The organism is Microbacterium sp. UBA837, from assembly GCF_002296025.1.
In the GTDB taxonomy this organism is placed as follows: Bacteria; Actinomycetota; Actinomycetes; order Actinomycetales; family Microbacteriaceae; genus Microbacterium.
The window spans coordinates 1-19,694 of record NZ_DBHD01000203.1 but is presented as its reverse complement, the minus strand read 5'-3'; the positions used below and the strand labels follow the sequence as shown (position 1 = coordinate 19,694).

Below are 19,694 nucleotides of genomic sequence, written 5' to 3'. Positions count from 1 at the left end.
CCCGCGCGATAACGTTCATTCATGCGGAAGGTGGGGACCAGCTCTGTGCGCCGAGGCGAGAGCCGCTCTGGACGACGCAACACGCTGTGGGGTGCACTCGCGGCGGAGCTGACCCTGAAGCACGACGGGACGCAGGCCCGCGTGGCAGTGCTGCAGCAACTGATGCTCACCGTCGTTGCGTTGGCGGTCACGGCCTTCGCGGTGATCGCCCGCATCCCCGGAGACCTCACGATGTTCTTCACCGGCGTCGGGATGGTGTTCGTCCTCGCGGTCGTGACGATGCTCGTTCCCTGGAACCGGCTCTCCCCGTGGGCAGTCGGCGTCATCCCGGTGCTGGACATCGTCGCGATCATGCTGATGCGGGTCGCCTTCCCCGAGTCGGGACTCGCGCTGCTGTGGCTGTTCCCCGTCATGTGGCTCTCGGCGTCCCTGGGCTTGGCCGGCTACGTCGCAGCGAACCTCTTCGTCTGGGTCGCGTACTGGTGGGTGATCGTCTCGGGGAACGAGTCGGCGTTCAGCTTCGCGCTGCTGCTCATGCCGATCGTGGTTCTGGCAGTCTCCACCGGCGCGTACCTCAGCGTGCGCCGATTCGCCGCCCAACGCTCGCTCCTGGACAAGCAGGCGCTCGTGCTGGGCCAGAGTCTGGAGCGCACGCAGCACCAAGAGCAACTGCTGACCCAGGTGCTGGACTCGGTCGATTTCGGTGTGATTCTCATATCCGCTGATGACCGGGTCACGATCGTCAACGAGGCCAATGAGCGCATGCAGCATGCGCTCATTGACCTCGACGGTCGTGACCGCCTGCCCGCATTCGACGCTGACGGACAGACGCCCCTGGACGCGGAAAGAAGCCCTGTTGCCCGTGCCCGGCGTGGCGATGTGTTCGACAACCAGATCGTGTGGTTCGGGGCGCCCGACACCACGCGTCGGGCACTGAGCGTGACGGCGCGGCGCCTGCGCGATACCCAGGGCGGCGACGCTGGGGCGGTCGTGATTTCTCGCGACGTCACCTCCGAACGCACCGCCCTGCGCGCCCGCGACAACGTCGTGGCCTCGGTCTCGCACGAACTCCGCTCCCCGCTGACCGCCATCATCGGCTACCTCGATCTCGCCCTCGAGACAGACGGCATCCCCGAGAAGGTCCGCGGTGACCTGGATGTGGCCACGCAGAACGCGGAACGGATGATCCAGATCATCTCCGACATCCTCTCGGCGACGTCGTCGTCGAAGTCGACGGTGGATGTGACGGTCTCCCCCCAGAACGTCGACCTGCAGCATCTGGTGCTCGCGGCGGCAGCCGCGTGGGAGCCGAGCGCGCTGGAGCGGCGGATCACGATCTTCACCGACGACGTGCAGCCCACCGACGCGTACGTCGACCCAGCCCGCATGCGGCAGGTCGTCGACAACCTCATCAGCAACGCCATCAAGTACGGGCGTGAAGGCGGCTCCGTGCAGCTGGCGGTCTACGGCGATGACGTGGCGTCCTATCTCCTTGTCCGCGATGACGGCATCGGACTGACGCCGGATGACCAGAATCGACTGTTCCGGCGCTTCTTCCGCGCCCAGTCGGACGTCGGCGGCACCGGGCTCGGACTCGCGATCTGCCGCGACATCGTGCGCGCGCACGGCGGCGAGATCATCGTGGGCAGCGAGCAGGGCGTCGGGTCGGCGTTCCTGGTCCGTCTCCCCGCGAAGGTCGATGTCATGCTGCCACCGATCGACCCCGAAGAAGCACTCGACATGTCGGGTGCGGTCACGACCGCGGGACGCTCCGACATGGAGGCCACGGGATGACCCTCGACCTCTTCTCGGTGAGCGTCATGACGGCGGCAGTGGTGCTGATCGTCGGAGTCATCTACGTGTCGGAGACGCTCATCCGCCGCGACGAGGTGTCGGGGCGGCACTGGTCGATCGCGTTTCTTGCCGGCATCCTGACCACCGTCGCCTACGCGGTCTGGGCAGCCGGGGGCGGGTGGATCGCGGTCGCCGCGGGTAACGCCGCGTTCGTCGCCGCCACCGGGTTCATCTGGATCGGCTGCCGCAGCTACAACGGGCACCGCATCGGCTGGGCGTACGTGACCGTCGGTATCGGCATGACGATCGCCTTCGTCGCGGTCGCCGCGGCCGGTCCGGACGGCGGGGACTGGGCCGGCGTCGTCTGGATGTACGCCACACTCTCGGTGCTCGCATCGCTCGGAGTGTGGGAGACCGGTCGTGGCCGCCTGGCCCAGACGCGCACGACCATCGCTCTCGGGGTCGTGCTGGCTGTCGAGGCCGTCTACACGGCGGTGAGGGCCATCGCCTTCCTCATGCTCGGCCCCGACGACCCGGTCTTCCAGGCGTGGTTCTCGACCATCCCGTCGAGCTTCGTGACGATCGCGCTCGTGATCACCGCCGCGATCGTCACCTCCATCCTGCGAGCCGGACGCGCCGGCACCCGCGGGTACACGAACCTCGTCGGAGCCGAGGGAGCGGACCGCATCCTCACGGAGCCGCAGTTCCGAGCGACGATCACCGACGTGCTCGAACGCGCCTCCGAGAAGGGCATCGGCGTCGGTGTCATCGCGATGCGCATCGACGACCTTCCCTTCATCGCGAAAGCCTTCGGCAACGAGGTCGGACGCAATGTCGCCGTCGCCGCACGCGACGCGGTACGACGAACCGTCGAACCCCTCGCGGTCATCGGCGATGACGGGGCCACGCTGCTGTGGGTGTGCGACACGGCCTGGGACGCGAATGAAGCGCGCCGTCAGGCATCCCGACTCGCCTCCGCCGTGTTCGAAGCCCTCCGGACCGTTCCGGACTCCGTCGTGCCCGTCGTCGGAATCGGCGTCGCGGTCACTCACGACTTCGGCTACGACGCCTGCACCCTCATCGACGCGGCCGATGCGGCATCCACCCGTTCAGCCAAGTCGGGAGACATTTCGGTGCTGATCGCCGAACCCTCGCAGGCGAACCCGACCGGCGCGATCGCCCTTGTCTCTCCCGGATCCGCCACCCCTGTGGTTTCCGGATCCACCACTCCCGACACGCCGACAGCGGCGCCGGCGGGGAGCTGATCGTGCCGCTGATCGCCCTGACCGGAGGGATCGCCGCAGGCAAGTCGACGGTCGCGGCCCGTCTGGCCGAGCTCGGCGCCGTGATCGTCGACGCCGATCAGATCGTGCGGGACGTGCAGAGCCCCGGGTCGCCGGTGCTCCACAGCATCGCCGACGAGTTCGGTGACGGCATCCTCTCTGATGACGGGTCGCTGAACCGTCCGGCGCTGGGCGCCCTCGTGTTCGGCGACCCCGATCGACTTGCCGCACTCAATGCGATAGTCCACCCGGCGGTGCGGGACGAGTCTGCCCGCCGCTTCGGGGAGGCCTTCGCGGCGGACCCCGACGCCGTCGTCGTGTACGACGTGCCGCTGCTGGTGGAGGCGCGGGTCGACGATCCGTGGGAGCTCGTCGTCGTCGCCCATGCTCCCGCCGAGGTGCGCGAACAACGCCTCGTCGACCTGCGCGGCATGAGCCGGCAGGATGCTGCATCCCGGATCGCCTCACAGGTGCCCGACGAGGCGCGGCTCGCGATCGCCGACGTCGTGATCGACACCGCGGGGACCCTCGCGCAGACCCGCGATCAGGTCGACGTGCTCTGGGAGGCGTTGCCGTTGCGGATCGCCGCCCGTCGGTCGCGCTGACGTCGCCAGCGCGGGATCCACACGATCGCCGTCACGATCACGCCGATCAGCAAGAGGAACCCGACGATCGGCAGCACGATCGCGAAGATCGAGAGTGCGAGGCTCGACACGTCCTCGGCGGTGCTCACGATCGGGGCCGCGACACCCGCCGTCGCCGCGTTCGCGACGGGCCGGACGGATGCCTTCACCACGTGGATGGCGAGCGCTATGGCGACACCGATGCCGATCGCCACCCAGTTCTGATTCGCGAAGAACGCGCTCGGATCATCCACCCGCACGGTCTCGGCGCTCGCTCCGGCACCGAAAGCGATCCCGCCGGAGGCAGGCCGGATGACCGTCTGCACCGCGTCGTTGATGGAATCGACCACCGGGACCTTGTCGGCGACGATCTCCAGAACGAGCAGGGCGCCGATGATCCAGAGGGCGAGATCGCTGGATAGCCACGCCCATGAGGCCGGGAGCTCGATCGCGTCGAAGAAGCGGTTGGCGAGCCCGAGCACCAGGAGCGGCATCCACGCGTTCAGGCCTGCCGCTGCGGCAAGACCGGATCCCACGAAGAACTCGAGCACCCCTCCAGGGTAGGCATCCTTCGCGCCCACCGAAACGTCCCGCGGGGCTTGGTGTCGGAACCCCCGCCTACCCTGGAGAGGTGCAGACCACGCGATCCGTCAGGCCCTTCGAAGTCGTCAGCGAGTACGCGCCCTCGGGTGACCAGCCGCAGGCGATCGCCGAGCTCGCAGCGCGCATCAATGCGGGTGAGACGGATGTCGTGCTGCTCGGTGCGACGGGAACGGGCAAGTCCGCGACTACCGCCTGGCTCATCGAGCAGGTGCAGCGGCCGACGCTTGTAATGGCGCACAACAAGACACTCGCCGCGCAGCTGGCCAACGAGTTCCGCGAACTCATGCCGAACAACGCGGTCGAGTACTTCGTGTCGTACTACGACTACTACCAACCCGAGGCGTACGTGCCGCAGACCGACACGTTCATCGAGAAGGACTCGTCGATCAACGCCGAGGTCGAGCGCCTTCGTCACTCGACGACCAACTCGCTGCTCTCACGCCGCGACGTCGTCGTGGTCTCGACGGTGTCGTGCATCTATGGCCTCGGTGCGCCCGAGGAGTACCTGCGGGCGATGGTCGCGCTGCAGGTGGGGGAGCGGTATGACCGCGACGCCCTCATCCGCAAGTTCATCGCGATGCAGTACAACCGCAACGACGTCGACTTCTCCCGCGGCAACTTCCGCGTCCGCGGCGACACGATCGAGATCATCCCGGTCTACGAGGAGTACGCCATCCGCATCGAGCTCTTCGGCGACGAGATCGAGGCGCTCTACCTGCTGCATCCGCTCACCGGCGATGTCATCCAGAAGATGGATTCGGTGCCGATCTTCCCGGCCTCGCACTACGTGGCAGGAACCGAGACCGTGCAGCGTGCGATCGGCACGATCGAAGACGAGCTCGCATCGCGTCTGAAAGAACTCGAGTCCCAGCAGAAGCTGCTCGAGGCCCAGCGCTTGCGGATGCGCACCACCTTCGATCTCGAGATGCTGCAACAACTGGGCTTCTGTTCGGGCATCGAGAACTATTCGCGGCACCTCGACGGTCGCCAGCCGGGGGAGCCGCCCCACACGCTGCTCGACTTCTTCCCCGACGACTTCCTGCTCGTGATCGACGAGTCGCACGTCACCGTGCCGCAGATAGGCGCAATGTACGAGGGGGATGCCTCCCGCAAGCGCACCCTCGTCGACCACGGCTTCCGGCTGCCGTCAGCGCTCGACAACCGCCCGTTGCGCTTCGATGAGTTCAAGAACCGCGTCGGGCAGACCGTCTATCTGTCTGCGACTCCCGGGCGGTACGAGATGGGGATCGCTGACGGGGTCGTCGAGCAGATCATCCGTCCTACCGGCCTCGTCGACCCCGAGATCGTCGTCAAGCCGTCCAAGGGACAGATCGACGACCTCCTCGAAGAGATCCGCGTCCGCGTCGAGCGCGACGAGCGAGTCCTCGTGACGACCCTCACCAAGAAGATGGCCGAGGAACTCACCGACTTCCTCGGCGAGCACGGCGTGCGCGTGCGGTATCTGCACTCGGACGTCGACACCCTCCGCCGCGTCGAACTGCTCAGTGAGCTCCGCGCCGGCGTCTACGACGTGCTGGTCGGCATCAACCTGCTTCGCGAGGGACTGGACCTTCCCGAGGTCTCACTCGTGTCGATCCTGGATGCCGACAAAGAGGGGTTCCTGCGATCGGGCACGTCCCTCATCCAGACGATCGGTCGCGCCGCCCGAAACGTGTCCGGCCAGGTGCACATGTACGCCGACACGGTCACCGACTCGATGCGCGCAGCGATCGATGAGACCGACCGCCGGCGCGAGAGGCAGATCGCGTACAACAAAGAGCACGGCATCGACCCGCAGCCGCTTCGCAAGAAGATCGCCGACATCACCGATGCACTGATCCGCGAGGGCGCCGACACGAAGGCGATGCTGAACCGCAAGGATGCCGCCGCATCCAAGAACGGCAAGGGCAAGAGCCCCACCCCGAACCTGCGTCGCGAGGGGATCGCCGCCGAGGGTGCGACGCAGCTCGAAGCGATGATCAGCGACCTCTCCGACCAGATGCTGGCCGCGGCCGGGGAACTGAAGTTCGAGCTCGCGGCCCGCCTGCGTGATGAACTGCAAGACCTGAAGAAGGAACTGCGAGCCATGGAGCGGGCAGGTCACGCCTGACGCCGCCGAGCTGGCCGCGAGCTCACGGATAGAAACGGAGCGGATGTGGAGCAACGACTGAGCCTGATCACCCTCGGGGTTTCGGACCTCGAGCGCGCGATCGCGTTCTATCGCGGGCTCGGGTGGGAGCCGCATCCCGGGTCGGTTCCCGGGGAGGTTGTGTTCTTCCAGCTCGACGGCATGGCCTTCGCCATCTGGAGCCGGGCGAAGCTCGCCGCAGACTCTGCGGTCACCGACGGCGGTGGATGGGGCGGCGTGACCCTCGCTCACAATGTGCGATCACCCGAGGAGGTCGATGCGACTCTCACGGATGCCGCGGCGGCCGGCGCGCGCGTCACACGTGCCGGTGCGCCGACGCCCTGGGGTGGCTACTCGGGAGTGTTCATCGATCCCGACGGCCACCCGTGGGAGGTCGCGCACAACCCCGCCTGGCCACTAGATGCTGCCGGTCGCGTCACGATCGGATCGTGATGAGGTTCGTCGACCCATAGGTCATCCTCTTCGTGCGCCGTTGCGACCGCGTATGGGGGCACGGCACGCCAAGCCGTCCGACGGATGCCCTAACCGGCCAGGTTCGGCATCCGGCCTGCGAACGGCTGAAGTCCGTCGCGCAGCTCCTTGAGCTGTTCGACCCCCAGCCCGGTGACGGCCATGATGCGGCGCGGAACCTCGAGGGCATCCTCGCGCAGCGCGCGGCCTTCAGCTGTCAGCCCGATGTCGAGCACCCGTTCGTCATCCGTCCGCCGCGTGCGGGTCACGCGCCCTTGCGCTTCGAGGCGCTTGACCAGGGGGGAGAGGGTTGCGGGTTCCATCGCGAGTTCCTCGGCGAGTTCGCCCAGCGACCGCGGAGACTGCTCCCAGAGCGCGAGCATCACGAGGTACTGCGGATGCGTCAAGCCCAGCGGTTCGAGAATCGGACGGTAGATCGACACGACGTTTCGTGCCGCCGTCACCAGTGCGAAGCACACCTGATTGTCGAGCTTCAGCAGATCTTCCTCGTCGGACATGTGGCCAGTCTAGCAATCCGTTAGTACACTAAATATCATGACGCGAACGAATGAGGTGCCGAAGCGACCGCTCCGCGAGCGGGTGCGCGAGGCAGGCGGTTGGTACATCTGGTTCAACACCAACCTCATCCGCGTTGCGGGCCCGCCTCAGGTGAGCCCGCTGGAACCGGGGCCGAGCGCCGAGGAGCGTGCCGAGCGTGCCTGCCCGCTGTGTCATCAGCCGATGAATCAGCACACGTTCGACCGCTCGGCCGACAAGCCCCTCATGTACTGCCCCTGAGTTCCAACTCCAGCTCCCATCTAGGTTCGGTGGCGCCGTTTTGCGGATGCTAAGGCGACCGACCCGCAAGAAGGCGCGACCGAAAGTCGGGATTCCACGTTCGGTCGCGTCGTGATGCGTGTCACACGGCATGGAGGCGACACAAAGACGCGACCGAACTGTCTGCTCCAGATCGTCGAACGAGCGCTCCGGAGCCGATGTCGGAGGCCACACCTACACTTGACGGGTGCCCATCGTCCCCGTCTCTTCGCATGCCCACAGCACTGGAACACTGAGTGTTCGCGGCGCCCGCGTCCACAACCTCAAGGACGTCGATCTCGACATCCCTCGCGACTCACTCGTCGTGTTCACCGGGTTGTCGGGGTCCGGAAAATCGAGCCTCGCGTTCGACACGATCTTCGCCGAAGGGCAGCGTCGCTACATCGAATCGCTGAGCTCCTACGCGCGCCAGTTCCTGGGTCAGGTCGACCGGCCCGACGTCGATTTCATCGAGGGGCTGAGCCCCGCGGTCTCGATCGATCAGAAGTCAACGAACCGCAACCCGCGCTCCACTGTCGGCACGATCACCGAGATCCACGACTACATGCGTTTGCTGTGGGCCCGGATCGGGGTGCCCCACTGCCCGGAGTGCGGCGCGCAGATCCAGCGCCAGACGGTGCAGCAGATCGCCGACCAACTCATGGAGCTCCCCGAGCGCACGCGGTATCAGATCGTCGCGCCCGTGGTGAGCCAGAAGAAGGGGGAGTTCGTCGACCTCTTCAAAGAGCTCTCCGCGAAGGGCTACGCCCGAGCTGTCGTCGACGGCGACCTCATCCAGCTCGCCGAGCCACCCACCCTCAAGAAGAGCTACAAGCACGACATCGCGGTCGTCGTCGACCGTCTCGTGGCAGGCCCCGACATCCTGAGCCGTGTCACCGACTCCGTCGAGACGGCGCTCGGGCTCGCGGGCGGCATCATGCAGGTCAATTTCGTCGACGAAGAGGGCGATGACGCGTGGCAGTCCTTCAGCGAGAAGCTCTCGTGCCCGAACGGCCACCCGCTGCAGCTGACCGAGATCGAGCCGCGGACCTTCTCGTTCAACGCCCCGTTCGGCGCCTGCCCCACGTGCTCCGGTCTCGGCACCCGGATGTCGGTGGATGTCGAGCTCATGCTGGGCGACCCCGAACTCTCGATCCGCGAGGGAGTCCTCATCCCGTGGACGACGCAGGGCAAGGGGCTGTTCCAGTACTACGAGCGCCTGCTCGAAGGCCTCTCCGATGACCTGGGCTTTTCGTTGGACACCCCCTGGCGGGAGCTCACGGCGGAGGTTCAGAACGCTGTCCTGCACGGCGAGAACTTCAAGGTCAACGTCAAGTGGAAGAACCGCTACGGCCGCGAGATGCGGTACACGTCGGGATTCGAGGGTGTCGTGCCCTACATCGAACGCCAGTACGTGCAGGCCGAGTCCGACACGCAGCGCCAGCGCTGGTCGGAGTACCTGCGCGAGGTTCCCTGCCCCGCCTGTAACGGCGACCGCCTCAAGCCCGAGGTCCTCGCAGTACTCGTGCACGGGCGCTCTATCGCGGATGCCTCGCGCCTGAGCCTCGCGGAGGCACAGGAGTACTTCGCGACCCTCGAGCTCACCGAGCGCGAGGCCATGATCGCCGCCGCGGTGCTCCGCGAGATCCGCGCGCGCCTCGAATTCCTCATCCAGGTCGGGCTGAACTATCTGAACCTCAGCCGCTCGGCCGGTTCGCTCTCGGGCGGCGAAGCTCAACGCATCCGCCTCGCGACCCAGATCGGGTCGGGGCTGACCGGTGTGCTGTACGTGCTCGACGAACCGTCGATCGGGCTGCACCAGCGCGACAACCGCCGCCTCATCGAGACGCTCCTGAAGCTCAAGGGGCTCGGCAACACCCTCATCGTCGTCGAACACGACGAAGAGACAATTCACGCAGCCGACTGGATCGTCGACATCGGGCCTCGCGCCGGCGTCGACGGCGGGCACGTCGTGCACTCCGGACCCCTGGCTGAACTCCTCGCCGACTCCGACTCGATCACGGGCGACTACCTTGCCGGCCGCCGCAGCATCCCGACGCCGCGCAAGCGCCGCAAGATCGACAAGAAGCGGATGCTCGAAGTCGTCGGTGCGCGTGAGAACAACCTCAAACAGGTCAGCGCGCAGTTCCCGCTGGGCGTCCTCACGGCAGTAACCGGCGTGAGCGGTTCCGGCAAGTCGTCACTGGTCAACGACATCCTCTACCAGGTGCTCGCGGCACGGCTCAACGGAGCACGAACGGTTCCCGGCAAGCACACGCGCGTCACGGGTCTTGACAACCTCGACAAGGTCGTGCACGTCGACCAGGCTCCGATCGGGCGCACACCCCGCTCGAACCCGGCCACCTACACCGGCGTGTTCGATCGCATCCGCACCCTCTTCAGCGAGACCCCCGAAGCCAAGGCGCGCGGTTACCAACCCGGCCGCTTCAGTTTCAACGTGAAGGGCGGACGCTGCGAGGCGTGCGCGGGCGATGGCACGATCAAGATCGAGATGAACTTCCTGCCCGATGTCTACGTGGACTGCGAGGTCTGCCACGGCAAGCGCTACAACCGGGACACGCTCGCGGTCCACTACAAGGGCAAGAACATCGCCGAGGTTCTCGAGATGCCGATCGCCGAGGCAGCCGATTTCTTCGAGCCGATCCAGGCGATCCATCGGTATATGAAGACCCTGGTCGACGTGGGCCTCGGCTACGTGCGGCTCGGCCAGTCGGCAACCACTCTGTCGGGCGGTGAGGCGCAGCGCGTGAAGCTCGCGACGGAACTGCAGCGGCGAAGCAACGGACGCAGCATCTACGTGCTCGACGAGCCCACTACGGGCTTGCACTTCGAAGACGTGCGCCGCCTTCTCGAGGTCTTGAACGGCCTGGTCGACAAGGGCAACACAGTGATCGTGATCGAGCACAACCTCGATGTCATCAAGTCGGCTGACTGGATCATCGATCTCGGCCCCGAAGGCGGCTCCGGCGGCGGCGAGATCATCGCCACCGGAACGCCCGAGCAGGTCGCGGGGGTGCCCGAGAGCTACACCGGACAGTTCCTGGCCGAGCTATTCGACGCCCACGACGCGCCGGCGGCTCGCAAGGCAGGTTGAGCGTGGCGCGCGCCACCCATCCCCAGCTCTCGTACCGGCCGGCGCCGGGGGAGATCCCGACGAACCCCGGCGTGTACCGGTTCCGGGACGACGCCGGGCGCATCCTCTACGTGGGCAAGGCGAAGAACCTTCGCGCGCGCCTGTCGAACTACTTCGCGCCGCTGCACACGCTCCACGAGCGCACGAGACGGATGGTGACCACCGCCACCGGCGTCGAGTGGACGGTGGTCAGCAGCGACGTCGAGGCACTGCAACTGGAATACATGTGGATCCAGGAGTTCTCGCCGCCCTTCAACGTGCGCTACAAGGACGACAAGTCCTATCCGTACATGGCGATCACCCTCGCTGACGAAGCGCCGAGAGTCATGGTGACGCGAAACCACAAGATCCGCGGCGCGAAGTACTTCGGCCCGTACCCCAAGGTGTGGGCGGTGCACGAGGTCATCGATCTCATGATCAAGGTGTTCCCGATCCGCACCTGCAGTGACTCGTCCTACAAGCGCGCCATGGCCACTGGTCGCCCCTGCTTCCCCGGCCAGATCGGCCGCTGTGGCGGGCCGTGCTCTGGCCGCGTGACGATCGAGGAGCACCGGGCGATCGTCGACGACGTCGTGGCGTTCATGTCCGGTGGCGATCAGCGCTTCACCCGGCAGCTGACGGCGCGGATGAAGGAAGCCTCAGCTGCGATGGATTACGAGTCAGCCGCGGTTTATCGTGACAGACTCCAAGCGATCGAAGCGGTGCTCAACAAGAGCGCTCTCGTGCTACCCGATGACACGGATGCCGACCTGTTCGGCATCGCGGAGGACGAACTCGCCGCCGCCGTGCAGCACTTCGTCATCCGCGGCGGGCGCGTCCGCGGTGTGCGGGCTACCACGATCGAGAAAGAACTGGACATCAGCGGGGGAGAGCTCGTCGACCAGATTCTGCAGCGGACCTACGGTCCCTCGGGCAGCGCCGACATCCCTAAGCAGGTGCTTGTTCCAGCGCTCCCTGACGATGCCGCGGAACTGGAGGCGTGGCTTCGCGAGAAGCGCGGCACGAACGTCACGATTCAGATCGCGCAGCGTGGCGCGAAGGCCGACCTCATGAAGAACGCAGCGCTGAACGCGCAACAGGCGCTTCTGCTGCACAAAACCCGGCGCACGAGCGACTACGTGGCACGCTCGCAGGCGCTCACCGATCTGCAGGAAGCGCTGGACCTCGATGAGGCGCCGCTCCGTATCGAGTGCTACGACGTCTCGCACCTGAGCGGTACCAACGTCGTCGCGTCGATGGTCGTGTTCGAAGACGGGTTGCCGCGCAAGGACCAGTACCGCACGTTCGGTGTCGCCGAGACCACCGACGACACCGATTCGCTCTATCAGGTGCTCATGCGCCGACTCGCATATATCGACAATGAGCGCGATGGGGCAGCGCCGATGGCCGTTGACGCCGCGACCGTCGCTGGCGGCGCCAGCGAGACTGACGCCGATGAGATCGCCGTCAGCTCTGACCCGACCGCCGAGGGCACCGTCGTGACGGAGCGCAACCGCCCGCGCTTTGCCTACCGCCCGCAGCTGCTCGTGGTCGATGGCGGCAGGCCGCAGGTCAACGCCGCAGCACGGGCGCTGGCAGACGCCGGGCACTCCGACATCGCGCTGTGCGGCATCGCCAAACGTTTGGAAGAGGTGTGGCTGCCCGGCGAGGACTACCCGGTGATCCTGCCGCGCACCAGCGAGGCGCTCTATCTGTTGCAGCGACTGCGTGACGAAGCCCATCGATTTGCCATCACCAAGCAGCGCGGCAAGCGCAAACGGGACATCCAGACCGTGCTCGCCGAGATTCCGGGTCTCGGTGAGGCCCGCATCCGGGCGCTGCTTCGCCACTTCGGATCGGTGACCGCGCTCAGGAACGCGACTCCCGAGGAGATTCAAGAGCTTCCCGGGGTCGGCCCCAAGCTTGCCGCCACGATCCACGCGCACCTGGCAAGTCGATAGGCTGGCGGGGCGCGGAACCCGCTGGCAGGCGGCACACCGTGCACCCGACGACCGCGGGGCCGCAAGGCCGCGCCACAAGCGCCACCGGAGGGCAAGGGGACGCGATGGATGAGACGACAGCCGCCAGCAGCGACGTGCTCATCCTGACCGGAATGTCCGGCGCCGGACGCTCGACAGCGGCTAACGCCCTCGAAGACCTCGGCTGGTACGTCGTCGACAACCTGCCGCCGCAGATGCTCAAGCCGATGCTCGAGCTGTCGGAGATCGCGGCATCCGCGCTGCCGAAGGTCGCCGCTGTCGTCGATGTGCGCGGCCGAGATCTGTTCACGGCGCTCCCCGCGGAAGTGGGGGAGTTGCGCTCGCGCCGCAACGTGCGCATCGTCTTCCTCGACGCCTCGGACGATGTTCTCGTCCGGCGGTTCGAGGCAGTGCGGCGCCCGCATCCGCTGCAGGGCGAGGGCACCCTCATCGACGGCATCCGCACCGAGCGAGAGCGGCTCTCGGAGATTCGAGAGCGCGCCGACATCGTCGTGGACACGACGTCGTTGAACGTGCATCAACTCGCGACACGGATCTTCGAGCTCTTCTCGGATGAGGGTGCGGCTCGCCACATGCTCACGATCATGAGCTTCGGGTTCAAGTACGGTCTGCCGACGGATGCCGACATGGTCGCCGATATGCGTTTTCTGCCCAACCCCTACTGGGACCCCTCGCTGCGTGCGTTCACGGGGCAGGACCCGCAGGTGCGCGACTACGTGCTCGCCCAGCCCGGGGCCCGCGAGTTCGTGGACGCTTACGCTGCAGCCTTGCAGCCGGTGCTTCAGGGCTATCAGCGCGAGAACAAGCGGCATTCGGTCGTCGCTGTCGGCTGCACCGGCGGCAAGCACCGTTCGGTGGTCGTGGTCGAAGAGCTTGCCCGACGGCTGAGCGATGAGGCTGGGGTCGCCGTTCGCATCAAGCACCGCGACCTCGGTCGGGAGTAGCGCCGGACCGGGAGACCGCCGAGAATTCGAGGTGCCCGCCCGAGTAGGCTAGAGCGTCATCCGCCGGCCGTGCCGGCACCCTCGAAAGGAGCCTCGTGTCGCTGACGGCCGATGTCAAAGCAGAACTCATTGCGGTCCGGGACCCGCTTCCGAACGCCCGGATCGCCGAGTTGACATCACTGCTCCGCTTCGCCGGCGGCCTGCACTCCATCGCCAACCGTGTCGCGGTCGAGGCTGAGGTCGACTCCGAGGCCCTCGCCCGCCGCGTCGCCCGAGAGCTCATGGAAATCTACGGTGTGAGGCCCGAGATCGTCCAGACGCAGGGATCCGGCTCACGAGCGGGGGCGCTGTTCGCGGTGCGGGTCATCGACGGGGGAGAAACGCTGGCACGTCAGACGGGCCTGCTCGACCAGCGGCGCCGGCCGGTGCGGGGGCTGCCGAACAAGCTCACGACCGGGTCCCGGGGAGACCTCGCTGCCGTGTGGCGCGGGGCGTTCCTCGGTGCTGGTGCTCTCACCGATCCTGGCCGATCCGCCTCACTGGACGTGCTGTGCCCGTCGTCTGAAGCCGCCATGGCGCTCGTTGGGGCAGCGCACCGGCTCGGCATCGGGGCGAAGGCGCGCGAGGTCCGTGGGGCGCCCCGCGTCGTCGTGCGCGAGGGGGATGCCATCCGCACGGCTCTGGCCGTCATGGGAGCCCGCCAGGTCGCCGCGCACTGGGATGAGATGCGACAGCGCCGCGAGGTTCGCGCCGGCGTCAACCGGCTCGTGAACTTCGATGACGCCAACCTGCGTCGTTCTGCCCAGGCCGCGGTTGCGGCGTGTGCCCGCGTCGAGCGTGCCCTCGAGATCCTCGGCGATGACATCCCCGATCACCTGCGCGAGGCCGGTGACCTGCGGCTCGCCCACCGTGACGCGAGTCTCGATGAGCTCGGCCACCACGCCGATCCGCCGCTGACGAAGGATGCCGTTGCCGGCCGCATCCGTCGCCTTCTCGCGATGGCCGACAAGAAGGCTGCAGCCGAGGGTATTCCCGGAACGGAATCAGCGGTTCCGGCCAGCGCCCTGGACTGACCATCCCGGCGGGGCCAGCCCCCGTAACGCGTGTTCTCTTCTCGCGCAAGACCCGCCGAGCGGGTGCCGCGCCTCACTAGGATGACAACTGTCACCCCAGCGACGCCGGGGCATTCCTGGCGCCGCGACGACAGGAAGAGAAGAGCGAATGGCCACCTACACCCTGCCCGACCTCCCCTACGACTACGCTGCGCTCGAGCCGCACATCAGCGCCACGATCATGCAGCTGCACCACGACAAGCATCACCAGGCATACGTGACGGGTGCCAACACGGCGCTCGAGCAGCTGGCCGAGGCGCGTGACTCGGGCAACCTCGCCAACGTCAACAAGCTCGAGAAGGACCTCTCGTTCAACCTGGGTGGTCACACCAACCACTCGATCTTCTGGACGAACATGTCGCCGGATGGCGGCGACAAGCCCACCGGCGAGCTCGCATCCGCCATCGACGAGTACTTCGGCTCGTTCGACAAATTCCAGGCGCACTTCACCGCTGCAGCTCTCGGCGTGCAGGGCTCGGGTTGGGCGGCGCTGTTCTGGGACTCGATCGGTGAGCGCCTCGTCATTCAGCAGATCTTCGATCAGCAGGGCCAGCTCGCCGCTGCGAGCGTTCCGCTGCTCATGCTCGACGTGTGGGAGCACGCGTACTACCTCGATTACAAGAACGTCCGCGCTGACTACGTGAAGGCGTTCTGGAACATCGTGAACTGGCAGAACGTCCAGGACCGCTTTGTCACGGCTCGTGAGAAGACGGCAGGTCTGCTGCTAGGGTCATGATCAGGTGAGGATGCCGCGGAGCCCTCGCCCGCTCGGGGGCTCCGGCAGCCTCATTTGTCTGCTGTAACACACCACAAATGACACCCCTCTCCGGGTCGTCGATCCGGAGCTGACCCCCGGCGCTTCGGCGCGATTAGAAACAGGGAGACACCGTGTCTGTCAAGATCGGTATCAACGGCTTCGGCCGTATCGGACGCAACTACCTCCGCGCAGCTTTGGAGCAGGGCGCGGACCTCGACATCGTGGCGGTGAACGACCTCACCGACAACAAGACGCTCGCCCACCTCCTCAAGTACGACTCGGTCGGCGGACGGCTGAGCGAAGAGGTCTCGTACACCGAGGACTCCATCACTGTCGGTGGCAAGAGCATCAAGGTCTTCGAAGAGCGCGACCCCGCGAACCTCCCGTGGGGCGAGCTGGGCGTGGACATCGTCATCGAGTCCACGGGTCGCTTCACGAAGGCAGCTGACGCCAGCAAGCACATCGCGGGCGGCGCGAAGAAGGTTCTCATCTCGGCACCGGGCACCGACGTCGACGGCACGTTCGTCATGGGCGTGAACGACGGCGAGTACGACCCGGCCACGATGCACGTCATCTCGAACGCATCGTGCACGACCAACTGCCTGGCGCCGCTCGCGAAGGTCTTCAACGACAACTTCGGTATCGAGCGCGGCTTCATGATGACCGCCCACGCCTACACCGCAGACCAGAACCTGCAGGACGGCCCCCACGGTGACCTGCACCGCGCTCGCGCTGCCGCGCTGAACATCGTGCCGGCTGCCACCGGTGCGGCCAAGGCGATCGGCCTGGTTCTGCCCGAGCTCAACGGCAAGCTGAGCGGTTCGTCGTACCGCGTTCCGGTTCCCACCGGTTCGATCGTGGACCTGACGATCATCACGCCGGCCGAGGGCCTCACGAAGGAGACCATCAACGCTGCCTACGAGAAGGCTGCGGCCGACGGTGCTTTGGCGGGCTACCTGAAGTACAACACCGACGCGATCGTCTCGACCGACATCGTGCACGACCCGCACTCGTCGATCTTCGACGCCGGACAGACCAATGTCTCGGGCAACCTCGTGAAGGTCTCGGCCTGGTACGACAACGAGTGGGGTTACTCCAACCGCCTCGTCGACCTCACCGAGCTCGTCGCCAGCAAGCTCTGAGCCGCGGCATCCGGTAACAGACATGGCTCTGCGCACCCTCGATTCGCTGGGTTCGCTGGCTGGCAAGCGCGTCATCGTCCGTTGTGACCTCAACGTTCCGTTGAAGGACGGGGTCATAACGGACGATGGCCGCGTGCGGGCCTCCGTTCCCACGCTCAACGCCCTCATCAACCAGGGAGCGCGCCTCGTCGTGTGCTCGCACCTGGGACGCCCCGACGGGGCACCCGACCCGAAGTACAGCCTCGAGCCTGTCGCTCAGCGCCTGTCCGAGCTGCTCGGCAAGCCTGTCGCGTTCGCCCGCGACACCGTGGGTGAGTCTGCTCACGACGCCGTCGCCGCGCTGGAGGACGGCGACGTCGCGGTGATCGAGAACCTGCGGTTCAATGCGGGGGAGACCGCGAAGGATGCCGAGGTCCGCGGCGCGTTCGCTCGGGAGCTCTCAGCTCTCGGTGACGCTCTCGTGTCGGATGGCTTCGGTGTCGTGCACCGCAAGCAGGCGAGCGTGTACGACCTCGCGGGGATCCTGCCGTCGGCGGCGGGATTCCTGATCGAGAAGGAGGTCGACGTCCTCGACCGCCTCACTGAGAAGCCGGAACGGCCCTACACTGTCGTGCTCGGCGGTTCGAAGGTCAGCGACAAGCTCGGTGTGATCGAGCACCTGCTCCCGCGTGTCGACCGCATCCTCGTCGGCGGCGGCATGCTGTTCACGTTCCTCAAGGCCAAGGGCTACGAGGTCGGCAAGAGCCTGCTTGAAGAGGACCAGATCGACACCGTCACCCGGTACATGACCACGGCGCAGGAGAGCGGCGTTGAGATCGTGCTTCCGGTGGATGCTGTGATGGCTGCATCCTTCAGCGCCGACGCGGAGCACGTTGTCGCTCCCGCTGACTCGCTCGAGGAGACCCCGTTCGGCGCGACGGGGCTGGGCCTGGACATCGGCCCCGACACGGCGAAGATCTTCGGCGATGCGATCCGCGCGAGCAAGACCGTGTTCTGGAACGGCCCGATGGGTGTGTTCGAGATGCCCGCCTTCGCCGCAGGGACCAAGGCCGTTGCGCAGGCACTGACCGAGGTGGACGGCCTGAGCGTCGTCGGCGGTGGCGACTCGGCAGCCGCGGTGCGCCAGCTCGGATTCACGGATGACCAGTTCGGCCACATCTCCACCGGTGGCGGGGCAAGCCTCGAATTCCTCGAGGGCAAGAAGCTACCCGGACTGGAGGTCCTCGGATGGGAGCAGTGAGAACACCGCTCATCGCCGGCAACTGGAAGATGAACCTCGACCACCTGCAGGCTGTCGCGTTCGTCCAGAAGCTGCACTGGACCCTCAAGGACGCCAAGCACGAGGATGGTTCGGTCGAGGTCGCGGTCTTCCCGCCCTTCACCGATCTGCGTACCGTGCAGACGCTGCTGGATGCCGACAAGATCCCCTTCGCCCTCGGCGCGCAGGACCTGTCGCCGAAGGACTCCGGCGCGTACACCGGTGATGTCTCGGGGGCGTTTCTGGCAAAGCTGGACGCTCGCTACGTCATCATCGGTCACTCCGAGCGCCGCGAATACCACCACGAAACCGACGAGGTCGTCGCCAGCAAGGTTCAGGCTGCGCTGCGTCACGGTCTCGTGCCGGTCATCTGCGTGGGTGAGACCGCGGAAGACCTCGAGAAGTACGGCGCGAGCGCTGTGCCGGTGGGGCAGCTGAAGACCGCTCTGGCTGATGTGCCGGCTGATGCCGACATCGTTGTGGCGTACGAGCCGGTCTGGGCCATCGGGTCCGGTCAGGCCGCCACTCCCGATCAGGCTCAGGATGTCTGCGCCAAGCTGCGCGGGGTGGTCGCCGACACGCTTGGCGCGGATGCCGCGGAGCGCACACGTGTGCTCTACGGCGGCTCGGTGAAGGCCGCGAACATTGCGAGCTTCATGCGTGAGCCGGATGTCGACGGTGCTCTGGTCGGCGGTGCGAGCCTCATCGTGGATGAGTTCGCTGCCATCATCCGTTACCAGAAGCACGTCGGCGTCTAAGGGCGTTTCGACTCGCAGCTGTCGCTGGGTCGCCGGATGACCCGGTCACCCAGCGACAGCGCGGCGGGCCGAAACGAAACGCGCGCGCCTCTGGGTCTGGTGCAGGGATAGGTGACATCTGAGGTGTCTGGCCGAGGTGGCCGGACTGGAAGGATGACACCATGCCCGCTCCCTATCCCCAGGAGTTCCGCGACGACGTCGTCCGGGTCGCGCAGAGCCGCGAACCCGGCGTGACGATCGCGCAGGTCGCGAAGGACTTCGGAATCCATCCCGGAACGCTCGAGAACTGGATGCGCCAGGAACGCGTCGAAGCCGGCGAGCAACCCGGGACCACGAGCGCCGAGGCGGCCGAACTCCGCGAACTGCGCAAACGGAACCGCCTGCTGGAACAGGAAGTCGAGGTGCTGCGCCGCGCGACGGCGTACCTGTCGCAGGCGCATCTGCCGGGAAAATGATGTACCCGCTCGTTCGAGAGCTCGCTGCCGACGGGATCCCCGTGGTGGTGTCGTGCCGGGTGTTGAAGCTCGCTCGCCAGCCGTACTACCGCTGGCTGAAGACCCCGATCACTCGCACGGAGCTGACCGAGGCGTATCGCGCGAACGCGCTGTTCGACGCGCATCGGGAGGACCCGGAGTTCGGGTATCGGCTCCTCGCCGACGAGGCCGCGTACGAGCATGGCGAGCAGATGGCGGACCGGACCGCGTGGCGGATCACATCAGTCAACGGCTGGTGGTCCGCGTTCGGGAAGAAGAAGGCGCGCGGTAAGGGGACCAAGCCCGGCCCGCCCGTTCATGACGACCTCGTGAGGCGCGAGTTCGTCGCCGACGCCCCGAACCGGCTCTGGGTGACGGACATCGAGCGCCACGAGGCGC

General features: G+C 66.6%; 17 protein-coding genes and 1 pseudogene. 16 read left to right on the top strand and 2 right to left on the bottom strand.

Annotated elements, in window-relative coordinates; translation table 11 throughout:
• The first annotated feature begins 21 nt into the window (after positions 1-21).
• Genes B3587_RS14645 through coaE form a run of 3 tightly spaced genes read left to right on the top strand, consistent with a single transcriptional unit; the run spans position 22 to position 3,682 of the window.
• Positions 22-1,794, top strand: a complete 1,773-nt coding sequence (locus tag B3587_RS14645) for a sensor histidine kinase (protein ID WP_292729989.1) — start codon at positions 22-24, stop codon at positions 1,792-1,794.
• Positions 1,791-3,059, top strand: a complete 1,269-nt coding sequence (locus B3587_RS14640; RefSeq protein WP_292729986.1) for a hypothetical protein — start codon at positions 1,791-1,793, stop codon at positions 3,057-3,059. The genes B3587_RS14645 and B3587_RS14640 overlap by 4 nt, the downstream gene beginning before the upstream one ends.
• Positions 3,060-3,061: 2 nt before the next feature.
• Entirely contained in the window at positions 3,062-3,682 is a 621-nt protein-coding gene (coaE, locus tag B3587_RS14635) for a dephospho-CoA kinase (RefSeq protein ID WP_292729983.1), read from the top strand.
• On the opposite strand, the gene B3587_RS14630 is transcribed toward coaE, so the two are convergent.
• A complete protein-coding gene (locus B3587_RS14630; RefSeq protein WP_292729980.1) occupies positions 3,622-4,251 on the bottom strand; it encodes a DUF4126 domain-containing protein in 630 nt (209 codons plus the stop codon). The genes coaE and B3587_RS14630 overlap by 61 nt on opposite strands.
• A gap of 80 nt (positions 4,252-4,331) precedes the next feature.
• On the opposite strand from B3587_RS14630, the gene uvrB reads away from it, so the two are divergent.
• Together uvrB and B3587_RS14620 are read left to right on the top strand one after the other, a co-directional pair.
• Positions 4,332-6,413: an excinuclease ABC subunit UvrB gene (uvrB, locus tag B3587_RS14625; protein WP_292729977.1), complete on the top strand. Its 2,082-nt coding sequence runs from the start codon at positions 4,332-4,334 to the stop codon at positions 6,411-6,413.
• Between the two features lie 45 nt (positions 6,414-6,458).
• Positions 6,459-6,884: a VOC family protein gene (locus tag B3587_RS14620; protein ID WP_292729974.1), complete on the top strand. Its 426-nt coding sequence runs from the start codon at positions 6,459-6,461 to the stop codon at positions 6,882-6,884.
• Between the two features lie 89 nt (positions 6,885-6,973).
• Here B3587_RS14620 and B3587_RS14615 read toward each other — a convergent pair whose 3' ends face one another.
• Positions 6,974-7,420, bottom strand: coding sequence for a MarR family winged helix-turn-helix transcriptional regulator (locus tag B3587_RS14615; protein ID WP_292729971.1), 447 nt, complete (start codon positions 7,418-7,420; stop codon positions 6,974-6,976).
• 37 nt (positions 7,421-7,457) lie between these two features.
• On the opposite strand from B3587_RS14615, the gene B3587_RS14610 reads away from it, so the two are divergent.
• The 11 genes and pseudogenes from B3587_RS14610 to B3587_RS14560 form a co-directional block, all read left to right on the top strand.
• Entirely contained in the window at positions 7,458-7,700 is a 243-nt protein-coding gene (locus B3587_RS14610; protein WP_292729968.1) for a hypothetical protein, read from the top strand.
• Between the two features lie 226 nt (positions 7,701-7,926).
• A complete protein-coding gene (uvrA, locus tag B3587_RS14605) occupies positions 7,927-10,833 on the top strand; it encodes an excinuclease ABC subunit UvrA (RefSeq protein WP_292729965.1) in 2,907 nt (968 codons plus the stop codon).
• A 2-nt stretch (positions 10,834-10,835) separates the two neighbouring features.
• A complete protein-coding gene (uvrC, locus tag B3587_RS14600) occupies positions 10,836-12,812 on the top strand; it encodes an excinuclease ABC subunit UvrC (RefSeq protein WP_292729963.1) in 1,977 nt (658 codons plus the stop codon).
• A 104-nt stretch (positions 12,813-12,916) separates the two neighbouring features.
• Positions 12,917-13,795: an RNase adapter RapZ gene (gene rapZ, locus B3587_RS14595; protein ID WP_228179020.1), complete on the top strand. Its 879-nt coding sequence runs from the start codon at positions 12,917-12,919 to the stop codon at positions 13,793-13,795.
• Between the two features lie 95 nt (positions 13,796-13,890).
• Positions 13,891-14,868 carry a DNA-binding protein WhiA gene (gene whiA, locus B3587_RS14590; RefSeq protein WP_374198030.1) on the top strand — a complete coding sequence of 326 codons (978 nt, stop codon included), beginning with the start codon at positions 13,891-13,893 and terminating at the stop codon, positions 14,866-14,868.
• A gap of 148 nt (positions 14,869-15,016) precedes the next feature.
• Positions 15,017-15,643 (top strand): superoxide dismutase, encoded by a 627-nt coding sequence (locus tag B3587_RS14585; protein WP_228179021.1) that lies wholly within the window; start codon positions 15,017-15,019, stop codon positions 15,641-15,643.
• 152 nt (positions 15,644-15,795) lie between these two features.
• Positions 15,796-16,806 carry a type I glyceraldehyde-3-phosphate dehydrogenase gene (gap, locus tag B3587_RS14580; RefSeq protein WP_228179022.1) on the top strand — a complete coding sequence of 337 codons (1,011 nt, stop codon included), beginning with the start codon at positions 15,796-15,798 and terminating at the stop codon, positions 16,804-16,806.
• 22 nt (positions 16,807-16,828) lie between these two features.
• A complete protein-coding gene (locus B3587_RS14575) occupies positions 16,829-18,046 on the top strand; it encodes a phosphoglycerate kinase (protein WP_292729960.1) in 1,218 nt (405 codons plus the stop codon).
• Entirely contained in the window at positions 18,034-18,822 is a 789-nt protein-coding gene (gene tpiA / locus B3587_RS14570; RefSeq protein WP_292729958.1) for a triose-phosphate isomerase, read from the top strand. Before B3587_RS14575 ends, tpiA begins: the two co-directional genes overlap by 13 nt.
• A 161-nt stretch (positions 18,823-18,983) precedes the next feature.
• Positions 18,984-19,277: a transposase gene (locus tag B3587_RS14565; protein ID WP_292729955.1), complete on the top strand. Its 294-nt coding sequence runs from the start codon at positions 18,984-18,986 to the stop codon at positions 19,275-19,277.
• Positions 19,274-19,694 (top strand): annotated as a pseudogene (locus tag B3587_RS14560) (IS3 family transposase); the annotation flags it as partial. The gene B3587_RS14565 and the pseudogene B3587_RS14560, both read left to right, overlap by 4 nt.